Source organism: Streptomyces sp. NPDC044719, from assembly GCF_056433405.1.
Genome location: NZ_JBWKHE010000015.1, coordinates 18,107 through 39,942, shown reverse-complemented (window position 1 = coordinate 39,942; position 21,836 = coordinate 18,107). Strand labels below are relative to the sequence as shown.

Sequence of the window (21,836 nt, the reverse complement as noted above, 5' to 3'; positions counted from 1 at the left end):
AGTGGCCACGGCTGTGACCTTGCCCTCTCCCTGACTGTGGCCCCGGTCTCCCTGACCCGGACGGCGTTCACGCCGGCTTGGTGACCTGGTCCCCGGACCCGCGCAGCGCCTGGTACACGGACCACACCACGGCCACCAGCGGTACGGCCACCACCGCGCCGATCACCCCCGCCGCCACCGCCCCGCCGACGACCGCCAGGGCCACCACCACCGGGTGCAGCCGGACGGCCCAGCTCATCACGATGGGGTGCAGGAGGTGGCCCTCGATCTGTCCGATGATCACGATCAGGGCCACCACCACCAGGGCGATGAGCGGCCCCTTCGTCGCCAGCGCGACGACGGCCGCGACCGCCAGGGCGATCGGCGAGCCGATCAAGGGGATGAAGGCGGCCAGGAACTCCAGCAGCGCCAGCGGCACGGCGAGCGGCACCCCGAGAGCGAACAGGGCGATGCCCACGAGGACCGCGTTGGTCGCCGCCACCAGCAGGATGCCGTGCGTGTAGCCGGTGAAGGTCCGCCAGGCGGCCCGGCCCGCGACCGTGACCCGCTGCCGCGCCCCGTCGGGGAGCTGGTCGCACAGCCACCGCCACTGCCGATCGCCCGAGTGCGTGAAGAAGACCGCGCAGAACAGGGCCAGAGCCAGCACGGTCAGCACCTCCAGCAGCCGGCTCGCGCCGCTGAGCGCCGTACTGATGAGGGTGGAGCGATGGCTCGACAGGAGCCTGCCGATCCGGGACTGCAGATCGGCGAAGGCGTCCGCGGGCAGCCGGAACGGCGGCTCCTCCAGCCGGCGCTCGATCCGGTCGATCCCCGCCACGAACTCCCGCTCCAGCCCGCGGCGCTGATCCGCCACGGTCTCACCCACCAGGGCCAGCGCCCCGAGGACGAGGACGATGCCGCCGGCGATCGCCACGCCGACCGCGAGCGGCCTGGGCATGAACCGGGCCAGCAGACCGGCCGCGGGGCGCAGCACGGCGGCGATGACGAGACCGAGGAAGACGGCGACGGCGATCCGGTGGAACTGCCCGAGCACCGAGAAGGCGACGCGGACGACGATGCCGACGGCGATGATCCGCCAGGCGTACGCGGCCGCGGTCCGCAGCAGGGCCGGGACATGAGGCTCCTCGCCGTCCGGGCGTCCGGACGGCGAGGCGGGCGGTTCGGCAGACGCGGCCATCTCATGCCCGTACCACCCACCGCCCGCCGGACCGCGGCGCGTCCCCGGAATTCCCCCGAAGGCCGGTACCGGTGGGCGCGGCGTCGAGGGAAGAGGACGGGGAAACCGGACACTGACCAGCCGTCCGACAAGGAGCGTCCACGCCATGGGTACCGCCGTCCACGTCCCCCAGACCCGGGACATGATCGGAGACGAGCTCTCCGGAGACGAGGCGTTCACCGCCCTGCGCCACTACGGGGGCCTGCGGCTGCTGACCGACTCCTTCGCACGGTTCCGCTACGCGGACGGCTTCAGCAACGCGCGGGCCCTCGCCTTCCAGGTGGTGCTCGGACTGGTTCCGTGCACCGTGGCGCTCGTCGGGCTGGCCACATCGGTGCACACCGAGGGCGTGGGCCGGATCATCGAGCTCACGCTCGGCCGGATCGTGCCGGGTGCCAGCGCCGAGATCGTCGAGGACGCCTTCGAGGGGACGCGGCGCACCGCTCACGGCGACGTCTGGAGCACGCTCGCCCTGTGGCTCGGCCTGGGATTCGCGCTGCTGAACCTCGCCTCGGCCATGGGCCAGATCGAGCGCGGGGCCAACCGCATCTACGGCATCGAGCGCGACCGTCCGTTCCCGCGCAAGTACGCGCGGGGGATCGTTCTCGCGCTCGCCGCCGGCCTGCCCCTGGTGCTGGGGTTCGTCGTCCTGGTCGCCGGTGAGGCCGTGGGTGACGCGGTGGCGGAGTCCGCGGGATGGGAGGGCAGCGGGCCGCAGTGGTGGAGTGTGCTCGACATCCCCGTGGGGCTCGCGCTGGCCTGGGTGGCCTCCGCCGTGATCTTCCGCTGGTCGCCCCGCCGCGTCCAGCCCGGCTACACCTGGCTGGCCTTCGGCTCGGCCGTGCACCTCCTGCTGTGGGTGTCGGCCACCTGGCTGCTCGCACTGTACGTCGAGGAGAGCGGTGCCTTCGGCGCCGTGTACGGGCCGCTCACCGCCTTCATCGCCCTGCTGCTGTGGGCCAACCTCACCGCTGTGGCGCTCTTCCTCGGCATCGCGTTCGCCGCCCAGCTGGAGGCGGCCCGCGCCGGCATCACATCAGCCGTCCGGCCGGACCCCGGACCCGGCGCGTGACCCGCGACGTCAGCGGCTCGCCGCTTCGGTCACCGTCGCAGGGTCCACCCCGGTCAGTTCGACGACGCGGTGCGGTGCCACGCCGGCGGCCAGCGCGCGGGCGATCAGGCCGTCCCGGCCGTCCGCGCAGTCGCGGAAGGCGAGCAGCTCCTCCTCGATCCGCGCGAGCGACTGTGGTGCGTTCAGGTGGCGGACCCGGCTCAACTCCTCGTCGCCCAGGGGGACCGGCAGCCGTTCCGCTCCCTCGGGGATCGCCGCCGTCTCCTCCGGGGGCAGCAGACGCAGCCGCGGCGAGGCCGGCGTGCTTCCCTGCGCGTCCAGCCACGCGCGTACCGCGGGAGTCTCCATGCACGCGAGATCGCCGACGGCGGCGGGGGCCACGCCGAGCGGCGCGGACGGGTCGTCAAGCAGGAACAGGTAGGCGTCGTCGGTCATCCTCGGCTCCTTCTCAACGGGGTTCGGTCGACGTCCCATTACCCCGCCGCGCCCGGAATACCGCCGGCTCCCGGACGCACGGCCGTCGCGGACAGAACCTGTCCGCGACCCCGGCTACCGTGCCCTCATGGCCCACACCCAGCGGAGCGTCCTCGGTACCCGTGCCCTCAACCGCGCCACCCTCGACCGGCAACTGCTGCTGCGCCCCGCCCGGATGTCCGCCGTCGCGGCCGTCGAGCATCTCGTCGGTCTCCAGGCGCAGAACGTCAAGCCGCCGTACTACGCGCTCGCCGCCCGCCTCGAGGGTTTCGGCCCCGAGGCGCTGTCGAAGCCGATGGCCGACCGCGAGGTCGTGCGTATCGTCACGATGCGCTCCACCATCCACACCCACACCGCGGACGACTGCCTCACCCTGAGGCCGCTGGTGCAGCCCGCCCGGGACCGGGAGCTGGTCACCTTCCGCAAGGGACTCGCCGGTGTCGACCTGGACCGGCTCGCCGGACTCGCCCGGGACCTCGTCGAGGCCGAGCCCCGCACGATGAAGCAGTTGCGCGAGGCCTTGCTCCAGGAGTGGCCCGACGCCGATCCGCAGGCCCTGGCGGTCGCCGCCCGGTGCCGGCTGCCGCTCGTGCAGGTGACCCCGCGCGGTCTGTGGGGCCGCAGCGGGCAGGTCAGTCTCACCACCGCCGAGCACTGGCTCGGCCGCCCCGCCGAACCCGCACCCGCCCCCGACGCGGTCGTCCTGCGCTATCTCGCCGCCTTCGGCCCGGCCTCGGTGAAGGACATGCAGACCTGGGCCGGACTGACCCGTCTGCGGGACACCTTCGAACGGCTCCGCCCGCGACTCCTCGCCTTCCAGGACGAGGGCGGCGCCGAGCTCTTCGACCTCCCGGACGCCCCGCGTCCCGGCCCGGACACCCCTGCCCCGCCGCGCTTCCTGCCCGAGTTCGACAACCTGCTCCTGTCCCACGCCGACCGCACCCGCGTCGTTCCCCCAGAACACCGGGGCCGCTCCTGGCAGGGCAACATCGCCTACCCCACGCTCCTCGTGGACGGCTTCCTCGCGGGCCTGTGGCGGCTGGAGGACAACGCCCTCGTGATCGAGCCCTTCGGCCGGCTCACCCGGGCCCAGCGGGACGAGGTCACCGCCGAGGGCGAGCGGATGCTGCGTGTGATGCACCCGGGGACGTCGTACGACATCGGCTTCGGCACCGTACGGAAATGACGCACCGCACATGGAGAGGGGGCGTTGCGGGCCGCTCGTGGAGGCCCGCAACGCCCCCTGGTCTTTCACCTGAGGGGTACTCAGGAGTCAGTGGAAGGTCACGAGTTGACCTGCGCGGTGACCAGGTTGGAGAAGGTGGTCAGCCGGGTGTAGACACCCGGGTAACCGGCCTGGGCGCAGCCCTCGCCCCAGGAAGTGATGCCTGCCAGGACGCCCCCGATGAGCAGGGGACCGCCGCTGTCGCCCTGGCAGGTGTCCACGCCGCCGGAGGCCTTGCCGGCGCACACCATGTCGCTCTGCACGAAGTCGGAGCCGTAGGAGCTCGCGCAACTGGAGTCGGACACGGTCGGAACGGTCGCGGTGCGCAGCTGGTTGGAGGAGCTGCCGCCCGCGGAGGTGGTGCCCCAGCCGAGGATGCGGGCGGTGGCCCCGGCCGCGTACACCGAGGTCTGGGAGGAGGAGACGTACTTCGCCGTGGTGTACGGCATCGACGTCGACAGCGTCAGCACGGCCACGTCGTCGCCGTTGGTGGCGTCGGTGTAGCTCGGGTGGATCCAGATCTTGCTGACCTTGCTCACCGTGCCGTTGGTGCCGTTGAGGTAGGTGCGGCCACCGACCACCCGCACGCTGCCGGCGGACTCACCGACCATGCAGTGCGCGGCGGTGACGACCTTGGTGGGCGAGACCAGCGTGCCGCCGCAGAACTGGTTCTGCGAGGCGTCCGTGATCTGCATGACGAACGGGTACGCGGTCGTCGTGGTCGTGGTACCGCCGACGATCGGCTGGGGCGCGGCGACGGCCGTGGGGGCGGCGAGCAGCGCGGTCGTGGCGGCGGCGGCGGTCGCCGCGGCGACGGCGGCGGCCTTCTTGGCGGCGTTGAGCCCGAACATGGGTCTCCTTGGGGAGTTGCCGGTGGGGGGTCGCGCGGGTGCTGGTGAAGCACGGGGACCCTGACGCCGTTGTTCGGATCTCCGTGTGCCCGGCGAGCGGCACGCCCCAAAGCTAGAGCCCGGACGACGGGGCTCCCAATGAGGGAACCCCCTAAGGGAGTTGGGCAGGGAAAACCCTCGGTCGGGTCAAGTAGACCCAGGTGAGGCTCAGTTCGTGCGGCGGCCCGCGGCCAGCCGGACGATGTCCACCCGCGAACGGATCCCCAGCTTCCGGTATACCCGGGTCAAAGTCGCCTCGACGGTCTTGACGCTGATGAACAGACGGGCCGCGATCTCCCGGTTGGTCGCGCCCTCCATCACGAGCGAGGCGACCTGACGCTCCATCGAGGCCAGGCCCTCCAGCGCGTCCAGCGCGACGGGCGGCGCGACGGCCGCCGGCTCGACCGCCGTGGAACCGGCCGCGGCGGCCGCGTCGACCTGCCGCAGCCAGGGCAGCGCCCGGCAGCGCCGGAACAGCCGGGCGGCCTCGTCGTACGACGCCGTCCCCGGCAGGGGAGTGTTCCCGGTGCGGGGCAGGGCGGCGGCCTGGGCGCGCAGCCGGGCCAGCGCGAAGGCGGCCCGCGCCTCCTCCAGGCCGTAGCCCAGCCTGCCGAGCCGGTCCCGCACGGACGCCAACCGGACCAGGGCGGCCTCGTGATCGCCGCGTGCCGCCCGCACCAGCGCCTCGGCCCGGTCCAGCACGGCCAGCACGCTCTCCCGGCCCAGCCGCAGCGCGTGCGCGCGGGTCGTGTCGATGACGTCCTGGGCCTCGCCCGGCTCGCCGATGCGGACCAGGGCCTCGGCGAGGTCGCCGTGCCAGCGGCCGCGCGCCGGGTCGTTGATGCCGAGGCCGTGCTCCAGCTCCCGCACCCGGCGCAGCGAACGGACCGTGGCCGCCGGGTCCCCGGCCACCAACTGGGCGTAGCCCAGGGCCGCCAGGGCCCGGGACAGATACATCTGGTCGCCGTCGACCTCGGCGTGGTCGGCCGCCTCGCGCGCGAGCGCCAGCGCCCGGTCCACGTCCCCGGCGGAGGCCTCGGCGAGTGAGGCGAGCATCGCCGAGGCGCCCTCGCCGATCCCGGCGTCCCGGGCCAGCCTCAGGCTCTCGCGGGCCAGGTCCAGGGCCCGGCCGCAGTGCCCGGTGCGCAGCTCCGTGTCGGCGAGGAAGCGCAGGAAGTGCACCTCGCTCTCGACCATGCCGCGCCGCCGCACCTCGCGCAGCAGCGCGGTGATCACCGCCCGCGCCTCGGGCAGCTGGTCGCTCATGATCAGCCAGCGGAACCGGGCCGAGCCGGCGCCGTTGTGGTGGCAGGCCACATACGGGTCCTGGGGCTCGCGCAACGCCCGCTTCACGGTCGCGGGCGCTCCCGGATGGCCCATCAGGGTCTCGGTGGAGGCCTGGAAGGACAGCGCCATCAGCTCGGTGCGCCGGTCCCCGCCCCGGGCGGCCAGCTCCGCCGCGTGCTCGGCCTCCTGCCGGGCCTCGGCGAAGTCGCCCTCCACGACCAGGCCGCGCCAGGCGAGCTGGTAGTGGACCTGGGCGAGCAGCCGCGGGTCGTCGCCCGCGTCGGCCAGGACCTGCGGGAAGACGGCGTCGACCTCGCCGAGCGCCTGACCGGCCGCCTCGATGACCACCATCCAGGCCCGCACCCGCTCGGCGGGCACGGTGGCACGCGTCAGTACGTCGCGGGCGATGTCCCGGGCGAGATCGGCCTCGCCGGCGGTGATCGCGTCCTCCGCGGCCTGCAGCCGCCGCTCGTCCGGGCCCGGGGCGCTGTCCGCCGGGGTGTGCCGGGCCGCGAGCAGCCCGAGCGAGGCGGCCACGGACGGCGCACCGCGGTCCCGGGCCAGCGCGGCGGCCTCGGCGAGCCGGGCCGCCACCTCCGGGTCGGTGCCGGTGGTCGCCAGGGCCAGGTGCCGGGCCCGCTCGATCGGGTCGGAGGCGGCCGTGGACAGCGCGGCGTGCACGGCCCGCCGCTCCTGCGCCGGGGCCTCCGCGTACAGCGCGGCCGAGATCAGCGGATGCGCGAACCGTACGGCGGGCCCCTCCGCCTCGGTCGCCAGCAGCCCGAGCGCCGCCGCCCGGGCCGTCTCGGCCTCGGCGTGCTCCCGGCCTGCCGCGTGCAGCAGCGCCAGCGTGGGCCGGGCACCGGCGCTGGCCACCAGGAGGGTGCGGCGCGCCTCGTCCGACAGCATCTCCAGCCGGCTCAGCACCAGGGCCCGCAGCGAGGTGGGCACGGGCAGCGGCTCGCCGGGCCGGGGCCGGGTGGGGCTCTCGGCCAGGGCGCGGCCCAGTTCCAGGGCGAAGAGCGGGTTGCCGCCGCTGGTGCGGTGGATGTCGCGGATCGTGGAGCGGGACAGCGGGGTGTAGCCGCGGTGGTCGAGGAGCGCCGACACCTGCGTACGGGACAGCGGGCCGAGCCGGACGGCGAGCGTGTCGGGCGGAGACGCGCGTAGATGGCGGTCGTACTCCTGGCCCTCGGTCCGCACCGCGCACAGCATCTGCACGGGCGTGTCGCCCAGACGGCGGGCGGCGAAGCCGAGCAGTTCGGCGCTGGCGGCGTCCAGCCACTGGAGGTCGTCGGCGACGACCAGCACCGGGCCCCCGGCGGCGAGGGCGCGCAGCGCCGACAGCACGGCCAGGCGCAGCGCGAGCCCGTCGCGCTGGAGGCTGGACTCGCCGCGTCCGGTGAGCGCCGACTCCAGGGCGGTGCGCTGGGCGGCGGGCAGCTGTCCCGCGACCTCGTCCAGGACCAGGCCGAACAGGTCGGCCAGCGCCAGGAAGGGCAGGTGGGATTCGGACTCGGTGGCCGAGCAGCGCAACACGGTCCGGGCCGAGCCGCCGTAATCCGCGGCCAGCGCCCGCAGGACGGTCGACTTTCCTATTCCAGCGGGGCCGTGGAGCAGCACACTTCCGCCTCGGCCCAGGTGTTCACGCGCCGACGTGAACAGGTCCTCCCGGCCGATGACCAGGTCGGGGCGGCTCCTGGGAGGCTCCTGGAAGTCCCGTGGCACGGTCACCGCTCCCCTCCGTGTGTCGTGTCCTGGCCAATATTAGGCAACAGCTCTTTGAATTTCGGACGGACGGCGTGGTGAGGGAAATAACAACCTACGCCGGCGGGTGAATTCATTGGGCTCCCGAATGCGGCCGAAGGCGACGGCGACGCCCCGTCGGGAGCGTTTCGGCATATCGAACGGACCGGCGCGACAGAAAGCATCACAAACCTACGGCAACCATCCCGCCCGACGCGCGGCGACCACGGCCTCGCCCCGGGTCCGGGCCCGCAGCTTCCGCATGGCCGACCGCAGATATCCCTTGACGGTCTCGGGCGTCACGCCCAGCCGCTCGGCGGCGACCGCGTTCGTGGCCCCCGCAGCGACACACGCCAGCACGTCCACCTCGCGCGGCGCCGGGCGGACCCGGGCCGGCGCGGCGGACTCGGCCGTCAGCAGCGCACACGCCTCCAGCAGCTCGTTCCGCAGCTCCGGGTCCGCGATCTTCGGCGCCAGCGCCCGCAGCGCCGCGTGCGCCTCCCGCACCTGCTCCCACCCCGCGCCCGCACCGCCCCCGGCGGCGAGCGTGCGCGCCTCGTCCCGCACGACCAGGGCCCGCTCCACGTCCCGTGCCGCCTCCACGGCCGCGTCCAGCATCCGCTCGCCCATCGGCAGGGCCGTCCGCAGCGCCCCGTACAGCACCCCGCGCACCCCGTGCCGTACGACCACCGGAACGGCCAGCACCGAGCGCAGCCCCTCCACGGCCACCGGGGCGTCGTACTCATGACTGATCTGCCGCGACGCCGAGTAGTCCGTGACCACGCACGGCCGGGCCAGGACCACCGTCTTGCCGCCCAGCCCGTTCCCGGACGTCACCGCGAGGGAACGCAGGGCGTCCGTCGCCGTGCCGCTCAGCTCGCTGATGCGCATCTGCCGCCCGGCCTCCATCAGCCCGCCGAAGGCGATCGGGAGGCCGGTGGCGCGCCGCAGACGCAGCAGCGCGTTCCGTATCTCGACGGCGTCGGACGCGTCTGCTGTCACCTGTTCGCCCCTTCACTACGGCTCCTGTGCGGGCGCACCCCCCGTTCGGGGGTAGTGAGACCTGCATCACGGATTACACGATGGTTCGGAGCCGCCCGGCAATGGTCCGGTACTCAGGAGGACAGATGACATCGGCGACGGAGATGTTCCGCGGGGCGCGGGACTTCCTGCTGGAACACCGCGAGGACTACGCCACGGCCTACGACGGCTTTCGCTGGCCCCGTCCCGAGTACTTCAACTGGGCGCTCGACTGGTTCGACGAGATCGCTCACGGCAACGCCCGCACCGCCCTGCACATCGTCGAGGAGGACGGCCGCGAGACCCGGCTGTCCTTCGGCGAGATGTCCATGCGCTCGGCGCGATTCGCCAACTGGCTGCGCGCCCGGGGCGTGCGCGCCGAGGACCGGATCCTCGTCATGCTCGGCAACCAGGCCGAGCTGTGGATCACCGCGCTCGCCGCGATGAAACTGCGGGCGGTGGTCATCCCGGCCACCCCGCTGCTCGGCCCCGCCGACCTGCGCGACCGCGTCGACCGCGGCCGGGTCCGGCATGTCATCGCGCGCCCGGAGGACACCGGCAAGTTCGCCGAGGTACCCGGCGACTACACGCGCGTCGCGGCCGGTGCCGCCCCCGAGGGCTGGCTGTCGCTGGAGGACGCCTACGAGGCTCCCGCCGACTTCACGCCCGACGCCCCGACCCGCTCCGACGACCCGTTGATGCTCTACTTCACCTCGGGCACCACCGCCCGGCCCAAACTCGTCGAGCACACCCACACGTCGTACCCGATCGGTCACCTGTCCACCATGTACTGGATCGGCCTGAAGCCGGGCGACGTGCATCTGAACATCTCGTCCCCGGGCTGGGCCAAGCACGCCTGGTCCAACCTCTTCGCCCCCTGGAACGCCGAGGCGACCGTCTTCCTGTACAACTACACGCGCTTCGACGCGGCCCGTCTCATGGCGGAGATGGACCGGGCGGGCGTCACCACCTTCTGCGCCCCGCCGACCGTCTGGCGCATGCTCATCCAGGCCGACCTGACCCAGCTGCGCACCCGGCCGCGCGAGGTCGTCGCCGCCGGGGAGCCGCTCAACCCGGAGGTCATCGAGCAGGTCCGCCGCTCCTGGGGCGTCACCATCCGGGACGGCTTCGGCCAGACCGAGACGGCCGTACAGGTCGCCAACAGCCCCGGCCAGCCCCTCAAGACCGGCTCGATGGGCCGGCCGAGCCCCGGCTACCGCGTCGAACTGCTGGACCCCGTCTCCGGCGCGCCGGGCGCGAGCGAGGGGGAGATCGCCCTCGACCTCTCCGACCGCCCCGTCGGCCTGATGACCGGCTACCACGGCGACGCGGACCGCACAGCGGAGTCGATGGCCGGCGGCTACTACCGCACCGGCGACATCGGAGCCCGCGACGAGGACGGCTACATCACCTACGTCGGCCGCGCGGACGACGTCTTCAAGGCCAGTGACTACAAGATCTCGCCCTTCGAGCTGGAGAGCGCGCTGCTGGAGCACGAGGCGGTGGCGGAGGCGGCGGTCGTCCCCTCCCCGGACGAGCTGCGCCTCGCCGTGCCGAAGGCGTACATCGTCCTCGCGGACGGCTGGGAGCCCGGCCCCGACACCGCGAAGGTGCTGTTCGAGCACTCCCGGGAGGCCCTGGCCCCCTACAAGCGCATCCGCCGCCTGGAGTTCGGCGACCTGCCCAAGACCGTCTCCGGCAAGATCCGCCGCATCGAACTGCGCGAGGCCACGGCGGCCGGCTCGGACGCCGAGTACCGCGAGGAGGACTTCCGGTGAATTCGTACAGCCATGGAACCGGCGGGACGGCCCTGCTCGGCGACACGATCGGGGCCAATCTGGACCGTGCGGTGGCCACCTGGCCGGAGCGCGAGGCGCTGGTCGACGTCCCGTCCGGGCGGCGCTGGACGTACGCGCGGTTCGGTGCCTCGGTCGACGAGCTGGCGTCGGCCCTGATGGCGTCCGGTGTGGCCAAGGGCGACCGGGTGGGCATCTGGGCGGTCAACTGCCCCGAGTGGGTGCTCGTCCAGTACGCCACCGCCCGCATCGGCGCGATCATGGTCAACATCAACCCCGCCTACCGCACCCACGAGGTCGAGTACGTCCTCAACCAGGCGGGGGTGTCCCTGCTGTTCGCCTCCGTCCGCCACAAGGCGAGCGACTACCGGGCGATGATCGAGCAGGTGCGGGGCAGGTGCGCCGAGTTGCGGGAGGTCGTGTACTTCGGCGACCGGAGCTGGGAGGCGCTCCTGGGGCGCGGGACCCCTGACGCCCGGTCCCAGTACGCCGAACTGTCCTGCGACGACCCGATCAACATCCAGTACACGTCGGGCACGACGGGCTTCCCCAAGGGTGCGACCCTCTCGCACCACAACATCCTCAACAACGGGTACTTCGTGGGCGAGTCGATCGCCTACAGCGAGCGGGACCGGGTGTGCGTTCCGGTGCCCTTCTACCACTGCTTCGGCATGGTGATGGGCAATCTGGCCGCCACCTCGCACGGCGCGTGCATCGTCATCCCCGCCCCGTCCTTCGACCCGAAGGCCACGCTGGAGGCGGTGCAGCAGGAGCGCTGCACCTCGCTCTACGGCGTCCCGACCATGTTCATCGCGGAGCTCAACCTCCCCGACTTCGCGGCGTACGACCTCTCCTCCCTGCGCACCGGCATCATGGCGGGCTCGCCCTGCCCGGTCGAGGTGATGAAGCGGGTGGTCGCCGAGATGCACATGGCGGAGGTCTCCATCTGCTACGGCATGACCGAGACCTCCCCGGTGTCCCTCCAGACCCGCAGGGACGACGACCTGGAGCACCGCACGGGCACCGTGGGACGGGTCCTGCCGCACATCGAGGTCAAGATCGTCGATCCCGCGACGGGTGTCACGCGGCCCCGGGGCACGGCGGGCGAGCTGTGCACCCGCGGCTACAGCGTGATGCTCGGCTACTGGAACGAGCCGGAGAAGACCGCCGAGGCCATCGACGCCGGCCGCTGGATGCACACCGGCGACCTCGCCGTGATGCGTGAGGACGGCTACGTCGAGATCGTCGGCCGCATCAAGGACATGATCATCCGGGGCGGGGAGAACATCTACCCCCGCGAGATCGAGGAGTTCCTCTACGCCCACCCCGGCATCCAGGACGTCCAGGTCGTGGGCGTCCCGCACGACCACTACGGCGAGGAGGTCCTGGCCTGCGTCATCCCCCGCGACCCGGCCGCTCCGCCGACCCTGGAGGACCTACGGGCCTTCTGCGACGGGCAGTTGGCGCACTACAAGATCCCGAGCAGGATTCAGGTCCTCGACTCCTTCCCGATGACGGTGTCCGGGAAGGTGCGCAAGGTGGAGCTGCGGGAGAGGTTCTCGGACGGGCGGGAGTAGGTCACAGCGGCGCGCGCATGCACACCCGTGGCCAGCGGTCGAGCCCGTGCGCGGCCTCCGTCGCGCGGATCTCGCGCAGGCCGGGGGTGAGGTCCGGCTCGGTCAGGGTGTGGAAGCCGAGGCGGGCGTAGTAGGGGGCGTTCCACGGGACCTCCGCGAAGGTGGTCAGCGTCAGGGCGGTCAGGCCCTCCTCGCGGGCGTGGCCGGCGGCGTGTGCCAGGAGGTCTCGGCCCACGCCACGGCGCGCGGCACGCGGGTGGACCGAGACCTGCTCGATGTGCAGCGCGCCGTCCACGGGTTCGGCGAGCAGATACGCGACCGGGTGGTCCCGTTCGTCCGTCGCGACCCAGCAGAGGCCGGCCCGGCGGTAGCGCTCCAGTACGTCCAGCCCCGGCGGCGCGTCGTCGGCGATCTCCGGCATGCCGAGGTCGCGGAAGGGGGCCCCGGCGGCACGTTCGATGTCCTGGAGGGCGGGGAGTTCGGCGGGTGCCGCGGGGCGGACGCGGGTGCCGGCGGACCTCGAAGTCATGGGTTCACCAACTCCTCAGGCGGGCACGGGCTCCGGATCGGCATCGGCGAAGGGCGGGTAGATCTCGCTTCCCATGCGCTCCGCCGCGTCGATGTAGTCGGCGAGAGCGTCCCGGGAACGGGCGAGCGTGGCCATCTGGTCGTCCAGTCGCCGTAGCCGTGACCGCATCGCGGCCAGCAGTTCGGGACATCCGAGCAGCTCCGGGGCTTCTCCGACCGCACAGGGCAGCAGGTACGCGATGTCCTGCGACGACAATCCGGCGCCGAGCAGATGGCGTATCTGCTTCACCCGCAGCAGGGCGTTCTCACCGTACTCGCGATATCCGTTCGCGCCGCGGTCCGCCTCCAGCAGGCCCTGGGCCTCGTAATAGCGCAACTGATGGGCGTTCACGCCCGTCCGGCGACTCAGTTCCCCGATACGCATCGAAACCTCGCTTGACCTTCACATCGGTATCAACGTTGACGATGCTGCCATGAACACAACCGACACACCCGTGACAATCATCGGACTCGGGCTGATGGGCCAGGCCCTCGCCGCCGCGTTCCTGAAAGCCGGACATCCCACGACCGTCTGGAACCGTACGGCCTCCAAGGCCGACCACCTCGTGGGCGAGGGCGCACGGCTCGCGCCGACGGTCGGTGACGCGCTCGGCGCGGGCTCCCTGACGATCATCTGCGTCACCGACTACCAAGCCGTGCGGGAGCTGTTGGACGCGGGCGATGCCGACCTCGCCGGCAAGACGTTGATCAACCTGACCTCCGGCGACTCGGCCCAGGCCCGGGAGACAGCCCGCTGGGCCGAGGAGCGCGGCGCCCGCTACCTGGACGGCGCCATCATGGCCGTCCCGCCGGCGATCGGCACCGCAGAGGCGATCATTCTGCACAGCGGGCCGCAGGCGGACTTCGACGCACACAAGTCGACACTCGACGCGCTCGGCACCGTCACCCACGTCGGTGCCGACCACGGCCTGGCGTCGCTGTACGACGTGGCCGGCCTGGCGATGATGTGGAGCGTCCTGAACGCCTGGCTCCAGGGCACCGCCCTGCTCAGGACCGCGGGTGTCGACGCGGCGAAGTACGCGCCGTTCGCGCAGCGGATCGCCGCCGGCGTGGCCGAATGGCTGCCGGGATACGCCCAGCAGATCGACAGCGGCTCCTTCCCGGCCGAGGTCTCCGCCCTGGAGACCGACGCGCGGGCCATGGCGCACCTGATCGAGGAGAGCGAGGCGGTGGGTGTCAACGCCGAACTGCCCAAGCTGATCAAGGCGATGGCCGACCGCTCGATCGCCGCCGGACACGGTGGGGAGCAGTATCCCGTGCTGATCGAGGAGTTCGCCAAGCCGAGCGGCGACTGACCGGCCCCGGAGTGGTCAGGGTGCCCGCTCCCCGGTGCCGGTGGTGTCCAGCGCGTCGGCCGGGGCGTTCACCGGACGCGGTGTGCCCGTGAGGTCGAGGACGAACAGGGGGATGCCCAGGGCGTCGGCGCGGGCCCGGGCGTCGTCCGCGTAGCCGGTGAGGGAGAAGTAGAGGCAGTCGGCGGACTCCGTCATGGCCGTCAGCCACAGGCACTCCACGTCCCGCAGCGTCGCCGGGCGCACCGCCGGGTCGACCTGCGCGAGGACGCCACGGGCGGCGAGGCCGATGCCCGACGGCGGGCGCTGGTCCGCCCGGCGTACGTCCCGGTAGCCGAGCCAGCGCAGATACAGCGCGGTGGCTGTGACGGCGTCGCGCGCGGTCCGGATGGTGACGGAGCGGAAGGGCGGCCTGACGGCAGCGCCGGCGGCGGGGGGAGCGGCAGGGGTACCGGCGATGGCGCCGGCGGCCGCGGCGTCGCGTGCGTCCGGCGTGGCCTTCGGGACGGCTTCGGCGTCCTGGTCCTTCGCGACCTGCCCGTCGGCCGGCCCTCGCCCCTCCGCCACCGGAACCCGCAGCACCGTCCCGCACGCGCACCCCAGCTCCGGGCGCGGCCACTGCCCGCTCCGGCCGCAGGACGCGCAGCGCACCGTCACCCAGTCGTCCTGCCAGACGCGATGCGGGACGGGCGTCGCCGCGCTGTGGCGGTCGAGCGGCGGGGTGACCGGCACGCCGCACACGCAGGGGTACACCGGAGCCGTGTAGTGGTGCTCGCGGTGGCAGGCCGGGCAGCGCACCGGGACGGTCTCGGCCATGTCACTCCAGAACGCGTCGCATCGGGACAGCCGTTCCATCGTGCTCCTTCAAGCCCCTGCCTGTCCGCCCCTTGCCCTCTCTTGACGGCCTTCGTCCACCCCACTTACATTAATTCCAGATCGTAGAAAATACTTTCCGCAATACGGAAGAGCTCACCGCGGGGCGCGACGGGAGTGCGAATCCGACAGCCGAAGCAGGAGTACTCGATGGCTCGAATGACCGCTGCCCGCGCGGCAGTTGAGATCCTCAAGCGCGAGGGCGTGACCGACGCGTTCGGTGTCCCGGGCGCGGCGATCAACCCCTTCTACGCGGCGCTCAAGGCCTCCGGCGGCATCGCACACACCCTCGCCCGGCACGTCGAGGGCGCCTCGCACATGGCCGAGGGCTACACCCGCACCCAGCCGGGCAACATCGGCGTCTGCATCGGCACCTCCGGCCCGGCCGGCACCGACATGATCACGGGCCTGTACTCCGCGACCGGTGACTCCATCCCGATCCTGTGCATCACGGGCCAGGCCCCGACCGCCGTGATCCACAAAGAGGACTTCCAGGCCGTCGACATCGCCTCCATCGCCAAGCCGGTCACGAAGATGGCCGTGACCGTCCTGGAGGCGGCCCAGGTCCCCGGCGTCTTCCAGCAGGCCTTCCATCTGATGCGCTCCAGCCGCCCGGGGCCGGTCCTCATCGACCTGCCGATCGACGTCCAGCTCACGGAGATCGAGTTCGACCCGGAGACGTACGAGCCGCTCCCGGTCTACAAGCCGGCCGCGACCCGCGCCCAGATCGAGAAGGCGATCACGCTCCTCAACGAGTCCGAGCGGCCGCTGATCGTCGCGGGCGGTGGCATCATCAACGCCGACGCCGCCGAACTCCTCGTCGAGTTCGCCGAGTTGACCGGCACCCCGGTCGTCCCGACCCTGATGGGCTGGGGCCTCCTCCCCGACGACCACGAGCTGAACGCCGGCATGGTCGGCCTCCAGACCTCGCACCGCTACGGCAACGCGACCTTCCTGGAGTCCGACTTCGTCCTCGGCATCGGCAACCGCTGGGCCAACCGCCACACCGGCAAGCTCGACGTCTACACGGCCGGGCGGAAGTTCGTCCACGTCGACATCGAGCCCACCCAGATCGGCAAGATCTTCGCCCCGGACTACGGCATCACCTCCGACGCCAAGGCCGCGCTGGAGCTGTTCGTCGAGGTGGCACGGGAGCTGAAGGCGGCGGGCAGGCTGCCCGACCGCACCGAGTGGGCCGCCGCCGCGCAGGAGAGGAAGGCCACGCTCCAGCGCCGTACGCACTTCGACGACATCCCGATCAAGCCGCAGCGCGTCTACGAGGAGATGAACAAGGCCTTCGGCCCGGAGACCCGCTATGTCTCCACCATCGGCCTCTCGCAGATCGCCGGCGCGCAGATGCTGCACGTCTACCGGCCCCGCCACTGGATCAACTGCGGCCAGGCCGGCCCGCTCGGCTGGACCGTCCCGGCCGCGCTCGGCGTCGCCAAGGCCGACCCGGAGGCGTCCGTCGTGGCGCTCTCCGGCGACTACGACTTCCAGTTCATGCTCGAGGAGCTGGCCGTCGGCGCGCAGCACAAGATCCCGTACGTCCATGTCCTCGTCAACAACTCCTACCTGGGCCTGATCCGCCAGGCGCAGCGGGCGTTCGACATCGACTTCCAGGTCAATCTGGAGTTCGAGAACATCAACGCGCCCGAGCTCGGCGTCTACGGCGTCGACCACGTCAGGGTCGCCGAGGGCCTCGGCTGCAAGGCGATCCGCGTCACCGACCCCGCCGAGCTGGGCGCCGCCTTCGAGCAGGCCAAGAAGCTCGCCGCGGAGCACCGGGTCCCGGTCGTCGTCGAGGCGATCCTGGAACGGGTCACCAACATCTCCATGTCGACGACCAACGACATCGGCAACGTCGTGGAGTTCGAGGAGCTCGCCACGGAGCCCGGCCATGCGCCGACCTCGATCAAGACGCTGAAGGTCTGACGCGCGGGAGCACGTACGAGCGCAGGGGCGGTCCGTCCGTGGGGACGGACCGCCCCTCACGCATGTCACTCACGCACGGGGTCAGCTTCCGCCGCCACCGCATCCGCCCCCGCCTCCACCGCAGTAGTGGTAGCCCCCGCCACTGCCGCCCCTGCCACGTGGCGAGTTCTTGAGGAGGTCCTTGCCGCCCACCTCGGCCCGGCGGACCAGCCCCGCCCGCAGGGCGAAGCGCGGCACCAGCAGGCGCAGGGCCGGCTCGCCGTGCAGCGCGACGGCCAGCAGCCTCTCGTCGTCGGTCAGACCGCGCCTGCTCGCGGGCAGCGGATGGCTCTGCCGCAGCTCCCGCACCCGGCGGCGGGCGGCGCGCGTCGGGCCGAGCAGCGGGTAGCGCAGCAGGCCCGCCCCCGCGAGGGGGATGCGCATCAGCGCCACCGCGATCCGGATGTCCGGGTCCTTCACCAGCGTCCGGAGCCCGGCGGGCTCGCGCAGGGACGTGTGCACCGCCTGCGCCAAGGGGGACGGCGGCCGCTGAGCGGGCACGACGTCCGCGATGCCCTTCCGTATCGTCCCCGGCCGGTCGGCCTCCACCAGCCCCCGCAGATACAGGTCCACCACGGCGACGGTGACGGCGGCCCGCGGGCCTTCCCCCAGCAGTGCGATCTCGTGCGGCTCCAGCCGGACCGCCGTATCGTCGCTCATGGCTTCACCCCCGTGACGGGGTCCGCCGCCCCCGTGCCGGCGGTCCCCGTGTGACGAGAATGTGCCCGGCCCCGGGGGCTGTTGAAGCCCCCGGGGCCGGGTTCAGAGGTTCATTTGAGGGTTCCGTACGGGGCCTACGACCGGTGCCGTAGGCGTGTTCAGGCGTCGTGGTGTTCCGAGAGCCCCGGCCAGTCGTCCGGGCCGCCGCCCTGCCATTCGACGAGGTCGCTCTCCGCGACGTCGGTGACGTACAGGTCGGCCAGCCGCAGGATCTCGGCGACGTCGTCGGCGTGGGTGGCGACGCCCAGGGGTTCCTCGCCCAGGGTGACCCGGCGGGATCCGTCCAGGGCGGGGGAGTGGACCACGACATGCGGATGCTCGGTGGGATGTGCCATGCCTTCAGGCTCCTGCGGACGCACCTGTTCCGCACCCTGAAGGGGCTGGCCGCCCGACGACGCGAGGCTGGGCGCGACAGGACATTCGCGCCGCCGGACGGGGTCTGTGAGGGGAGGGAGGAGAGAGGTGCGCAGAGTGGTGCTGGGACCGCGGCGGTGCGACGGGGCCCGGAACGGTCTTCCCTCGGGTCGAGAAGCCCGCTCCCGGTCCTTCACCACCGCACTGGCTCGCAGCCGCCGCGGTCCACACCCTGCCCGCGTCCGTGCCCGGGGCGGCCACCCCTCATCCGGGTCGCCCCGCGCGGTCGGACGCGGTCAGGGAGTTCAGTCCTCGCGCAGGGCGCGTACCGCCTCCTCCACGCGCCGCCCGTACTCGGGGTCGGCGGCGTGGAAGTGCGCGAGGTTCTTCTCGATCACGTCGTCGCGGGAGACCTGGGACAGGCCGCCGGCGATGTTCGCGATCAGCCGGGACTTCTCCTCGGCGGACATCAGCCGGTACAGCTCGCCGGCCTGGAAGAAGTCGTCGTCCTTGGTGTGGAGCGGGGCCTCGTGGGTGCCCGTGTGGCCGTTCACCGCCAGCGGTGCCGACAGCGGGCGGCCGGTCTCCACCGGGCCGTCGTAGGAATTCGGCTCGTAGTTCTTCGCGCCGCGGCCCTGGGCGTTGGTCGCCATGAGGCCGTCGCGGCCGTAGTTCCGCGCGGTCGTCGCCTTCGGGGCGTTCACGGCCAGCAGAGTGTGGTTGACGCCCAGACGGTAGCGGTGGGCGTCCGCGTAGGCGAACAAGCGGCCCTGGAGCATCTTGTCGGGCGAGGGGCCGATGCCCGGCACGAAGTTGTTCGGGGAGAACGCGGCCTGCTCGACCTCGGCGAAGACGTTGTCCGGGTTGCGGTCCAGCACCAGCCGGCCCACGCGCCGCAGTGGGTAGTCCTGGTGCGGCCAGACCTTGGTCAGGTCGAACGGGTTGAAGCGGTAGCCGTCCGCCTCGGCCGCGGGCATGAGCTGGACGTAGAGGGTCCAGGACGGGCGCACGCCCCGCTCGATGGCCTGGAGCAGGTCCGTCTGGTGGGAGTTCGGGTCCCTGCCGACGGTCTTGGCGGCCTGCTCGGCACTGAGGCAGCGGATGCCCTGGTTGGTCTTGAAGTGGTACTTGACGAAGAAGGCCTCGCCCGCGCTGTTCGTCCACTGGTAGGTGTGCGAGCCGTAGCCGTTCATGTGCCGGTACGAGGCCGGGATGCCGCGGTCGCCCATCAGCCAGGTCACCTGGTGCGTGGCCTCGGGGGAGTGCGCCCAGAAGTCCCAGACGTTGTCCGGCTCCTGACGCCCCGTGAACGGGTCACGCTTCTGCGAGTGGATGAAGTCGGGGAACTTGATCGGGTCCTTGATGAAGAACACCGGGGTGTTGTTCCCGACGAGGTCGTAATTGCCCTCCTCCGTATAGAACTTGACCGCGAAGCCGCGCGGGTCGCGCACCGCGTCCGCGCCGCCGAGCGAGTCCGCCACGGTGGAGAAGCGCACGAACACCTCGGTGCGCCGGCCGACGGTGCTCAGGAAGTCGGCGTACGTGAATTCCGTGACGTCGTCGGTCACTTCGAAGTGGCCGTAGGCGCCCGAGCCGCGGGCGTGCACCACGCGCTCCGGGATGCGCTCGCGGTTGAAGCGCGCGAGCTTCTCCAGCAGCTGCTGGTCCTGGAGCAGAAGCGGGCCGCCGGCGCCGGCGGTGGCGGAGTTCTGGTTGTCGGCGACGGGGGCGCCGGACTCGGTGGTGAGCACGCGCTGCGACATCGTGACCTTCCGATACGAGAGGGCAGCGGAAAAGTGTTTCCGCTTCGTGGAGCCTAGGGTCGGGGCGAAGTGTGCGTCAACAGTTTGTTGAAGCGGTGGGTGCGGCTGGGCCGGGCGGCGCCGCCCCTTTGGGCGCGACAGGACAGGTGTCAGCGGCGGCGCCGCCCGGGGTCTGGTGGGGCCCCGGGGCTACGAGGGCCGGGAAGGGGTCAGAGCTGCGCGCCGGACAGCCGCTCCACGGCCCGCAGCAGCGCCGAGTGGTCCAGGCCGCCGTCGCCCTGCGCGCGCAGGCTCGCGACCAGCTGGGCGACCACGGCGCCGACGGGCAGCGCCGCGCCGACGGTGCGGGCGGCGTCCGTGACGATGCCCATGTCCTTGTGGTGCAGGTCGATGCGGAAGCCCGGCTTGAAGTCCCGGCCGAGGAAGTTGTCCTTCTTCCGGGTCAGCACGGTCGAGCCGGCGAGCCCGCCGTTGAGGACGTCCAGGGCCGCCTTCAGGTCCACGCCGGACTTCTCCAGGAAGACCACGGCCTCGGCGCACGCCTGGATGTTCACGGCGACGATCAGCTGGTTGGCGGCCTTCACCGTCTGGCCGGAGCCGTGCGGGCCGCACAGCACGATGGTCTTGCCGAGCGCCTCGAGGATCGGCTTCGCGGTGTCGAAGTCGGCCTGCTCGCCGCCGACCATGATGGACAGCACGGCCTCGATGGCGCCGGCCTCACCGCCGGACACCGGGGCGTCCAGGACGCGGATGCCCTTGTCCTTCGCGGCCTTCGCCAGGTCGATCGAGGTCTGCGGCGTGATCGAGGACATGTCGATCAGCAGGGCGCCGGGCCTGGCGTTCTCCAGGATGCCGTCCGGGCCGTAGGAGATGGCCTCGACCTGGGGGGAGGCCGGAACCATCGTGATGACGACGTCGGCGTCCCGCACGGCCTCGGCGATGGAGGAGGCGGCGGTTCCGCCCGCCGTCGCGAGCCGGTCCAGCTTGTCCTGCTCCAGCGTGAAACCGGTGACGTCGTAACCCGCCTTGATCAGGTTCTCGGACATCGGGGAGCCCATGATGCCGAGGCCGATCCAGGCGACCTTGGGAAGTGCGTTGCTCATGATGGGGTGCCTTTCGGTGCGGGGGTCAGCGGGGCAGCCAGCCGAAGGTCTCGGCGCTCGGGCGATCGCCCGGCTTGTACTCGAGGCCGATCCAGCCGTCGTAGCCCGCCTTCCGCAACTGGTCGAGGAGGTCTTCGAGGGGCAGTGAGCCCGTCCCGGGGGCGCCGCGGCCGGGGTTGTCGGCGATCTGGACGTGACCGGTCCTCGCGGCGTACCGCTCGATCACCGACGGGAGGTCCTCGCCGTTCATGGACAGGTGGTAGAGGTCCATCAGGAACCGCGCGTTGCCCAGGCCTGTCGCCTCGTTGACCTTGTCGACGACGTCCACGGCCGCCGGGGCGGACACCAGTGGGTACAGCGGTGACTCGGGCTGGTTCAGCGCCTCGATCAGCAGAACCGAGCCGATCCGGTCCGCGGCCCGGGCCGCCAGGGTCAGGTTCTCCAGCGCCAGCGCGTCCTGCTCGGCCGGGTCCACGCCCTCGACGCGGTTGCCGTACAGGGCGTTGAGGGCCGTGCAGCCCAGGGAGGCGGCGAAGTCGGCGGCCACGTCGATGTTGGCGCGGAACCGCTCCGACTCCTCGCCGGGGATCGACAGGGCGCCGCGGTCCGGGCCCGGGAGCTGCCCGGCGTAGAAGTTCAGGCCGGTGAGCCGGACGCCGGCGTCCTCGATCGCCCGCTTCAGGGCGTCGAGCTCGGACCGCTCGGGGACGGGCGAGTCGACCCACGGCCACCACAGCTCGACCGCGGTGAAGCCGGCCGCGGCGGCGGCAGCGGGGCGCTCCAGGAGGGGGAGCTCCGTGAAGAGGATCGACAGGTTGACGTTGAAGCGCTGGTCTGCGAATCCCATCGGGTCGGCGCTCCCTTCC

General features: G+C 72.2%; 19 protein-coding genes. 6 read left to right on the top strand and 13 right to left on the bottom strand.

Annotation, left to right across the window (positions count from 1 at the left end; genetic code table 11):
* Positions 1-67 precede the first annotated feature (67 nt).
* Positions 68-1,177, bottom strand: a complete 1,110-nt coding sequence (locus AC07DF_RS39710) for an AI-2E family transporter (protein WP_478982176.1) — start codon at positions 1,175-1,177, stop codon at positions 68-70.
* Positions 1,178-1,322: 145 nt separating this feature from the next.
* Here AC07DF_RS39710 and AC07DF_RS39705 point away from each other — a divergent pair, with 145 nt between their 5' ends.
* The gene (locus AC07DF_RS39705; RefSeq protein ID WP_478982174.1) at positions 1,323-2,288 is read left to right on the top strand and encodes a YihY/virulence factor BrkB family protein; all 966 of its coding nucleotides are present in this window, start codon (positions 1,323-1,325) and stop codon (positions 2,286-2,288) included.
* A 9-nt stretch (positions 2,289-2,297) separates the two neighbouring features.
* Here AC07DF_RS39705 and AC07DF_RS39700 read toward each other — a convergent pair whose 3' ends face one another.
* Complete coding sequence (locus tag AC07DF_RS39700) at positions 2,298-2,723, bottom strand: DUF6003 family protein (RefSeq protein ID WP_478982172.1); 426 nt, start codon at positions 2,721-2,723, stop codon at positions 2,298-2,300.
* Positions 2,724-2,850: 127 nt separating this feature from the next.
* Between AC07DF_RS39700 and AC07DF_RS39695 the strand changes: the two genes are divergently transcribed.
* Positions 2,851-3,948 carry a winged helix DNA-binding domain-containing protein gene (locus AC07DF_RS39695; protein WP_478982170.1) on the top strand — a complete coding sequence of 366 codons (1,098 nt, stop codon included), beginning with the start codon at positions 2,851-2,853 and terminating at the stop codon, positions 3,946-3,948.
* Positions 3,949-4,046: 98 nt separating this feature from the next.
* On the opposite strand, the gene AC07DF_RS39690 is transcribed toward AC07DF_RS39695, so the two are convergent.
* From AC07DF_RS39690 to AC07DF_RS39680, 3 genes are all read right to left on the bottom strand, one after another.
* Complete coding sequence (locus AC07DF_RS39690) at positions 4,047-4,838, bottom strand: S1 family peptidase (protein WP_478982168.1); 792 nt, start codon at positions 4,836-4,838, stop codon at positions 4,047-4,049.
* A gap of 207 nt (positions 4,839-5,045) precedes the next feature.
* The gene (locus AC07DF_RS39685; RefSeq protein WP_478982166.1) at positions 5,046-7,898 is read right to left on the bottom strand and encodes an ATP-binding protein; all 2,853 of its coding nucleotides are present in this window, start codon (positions 7,896-7,898) and stop codon (positions 5,046-5,048) included.
* Between the two features lie 204 nt (positions 7,899-8,102).
* Entirely contained in the window at positions 8,103-8,912 is an 810-nt protein-coding gene (locus tag AC07DF_RS39680; protein WP_478982164.1) for a helix-turn-helix transcriptional regulator, read from the bottom strand.
* A gap of 125 nt (positions 8,913-9,037) precedes the next feature.
* Here AC07DF_RS39680 and AC07DF_RS39675 point away from each other — a divergent pair, with 125 nt between their 5' ends.
* Entirely contained in the window at positions 9,038-10,708 is a 1,671-nt protein-coding gene (locus tag AC07DF_RS39675) for an AMP-binding protein (protein WP_478982162.1), read from the top strand.
* Positions 10,705-12,303 carry an AMP-binding protein gene (locus tag AC07DF_RS39670; RefSeq protein WP_478982160.1) on the top strand — a complete coding sequence of 533 codons (1,599 nt, stop codon included), beginning with the start codon at positions 10,705-10,707 and terminating at the stop codon, positions 12,301-12,303. The genes AC07DF_RS39675 and AC07DF_RS39670 overlap by 4 nt, the downstream gene beginning before the upstream one ends.
* A gap of 1 nt (position 12,304) precedes the next feature.
* On the opposite strand, the gene AC07DF_RS39665 is transcribed toward AC07DF_RS39670, so the two are convergent.
* Complete coding sequence (locus AC07DF_RS39665; RefSeq protein ID WP_478982158.1) at positions 12,305-12,832, bottom strand: GNAT family N-acetyltransferase; 528 nt, start codon at positions 12,830-12,832, stop codon at positions 12,305-12,307.
* Positions 12,833-12,847: 15 nt separating this feature from the next.
* Positions 12,848-13,255 (bottom strand): MerR family transcriptional regulator, encoded by a 408-nt coding sequence (locus AC07DF_RS39660; protein ID WP_478982156.1) that lies wholly within the window; start codon positions 13,253-13,255, stop codon positions 12,848-12,850.
* Positions 13,256-13,304: 49 nt separating this feature from the next.
* Between AC07DF_RS39660 and AC07DF_RS39655 the strand changes: the two genes are divergently transcribed.
* Positions 13,305-14,186 carry an NAD(P)-dependent oxidoreductase gene (locus AC07DF_RS39655; RefSeq protein WP_478982154.1) on the top strand — a complete coding sequence of 294 codons (882 nt, stop codon included), beginning with the start codon at positions 13,305-13,307 and terminating at the stop codon, positions 14,184-14,186.
* A 15-nt stretch (positions 14,187-14,201) separates the two neighbouring features.
* On the opposite strand, the gene AC07DF_RS39650 is transcribed toward AC07DF_RS39655, so the two are convergent.
* The gene (locus tag AC07DF_RS39650) at positions 14,202-14,999 is read right to left on the bottom strand and encodes a hypothetical protein (RefSeq protein ID WP_478982152.1); all 798 of its coding nucleotides are present in this window, start codon (positions 14,997-14,999) and stop codon (positions 14,202-14,204) included.
* A gap of 207 nt (positions 15,000-15,206) precedes the next feature.
* Between AC07DF_RS39650 and gcl the strand changes: the two genes are divergently transcribed.
* The gene (gene gcl / locus AC07DF_RS39645) at positions 15,207-16,991 is read left to right on the top strand and encodes a glyoxylate carboligase (protein WP_478982150.1); all 1,785 of its coding nucleotides are present in this window, start codon (positions 15,207-15,209) and stop codon (positions 16,989-16,991) included.
* Positions 16,992-17,072: 81 nt separating this feature from the next.
* Here the strand turns inward: gcl and AC07DF_RS39640 are convergent, their stop codons facing one another.
* From AC07DF_RS39640 to AC07DF_RS39620, 5 genes are all read right to left on the bottom strand, one after another.
* Entirely contained in the window at positions 17,073-17,690 is a 618-nt protein-coding gene (locus AC07DF_RS39640; RefSeq protein ID WP_478982148.1) for a DUF2207 domain-containing protein, read from the bottom strand.
* 158 nt (positions 17,691-17,848) lie between these two features.
* Positions 17,849-18,085, bottom strand: a complete 237-nt coding sequence (locus AC07DF_RS39635; protein WP_189721359.1) for a hypothetical protein — start codon at positions 18,083-18,085, stop codon at positions 17,849-17,851.
* Between the two features lie 324 nt (positions 18,086-18,409).
* Positions 18,410-19,867, bottom strand: coding sequence for a catalase (locus AC07DF_RS39630; protein WP_478982145.1), 1,458 nt, complete (start codon positions 19,865-19,867; stop codon positions 18,410-18,412).
* Between the two features lie 209 nt (positions 19,868-20,076).
* Positions 20,077-20,970: a 2-hydroxy-3-oxopropionate reductase gene (locus AC07DF_RS39625; protein ID WP_478982143.1), complete on the bottom strand. Its 894-nt coding sequence runs from the start codon at positions 20,968-20,970 to the stop codon at positions 20,077-20,079.
* A 25-nt stretch (positions 20,971-20,995) separates the two neighbouring features.
* The gene (locus tag AC07DF_RS39620; RefSeq protein ID WP_478982141.1) at positions 20,996-21,817 is read right to left on the bottom strand and encodes a TIM barrel protein; all 822 of its coding nucleotides are present in this window, start codon (positions 21,815-21,817) and stop codon (positions 20,996-20,998) included.
* Positions 21,818-21,836 lie beyond the last annotated feature (19 nt).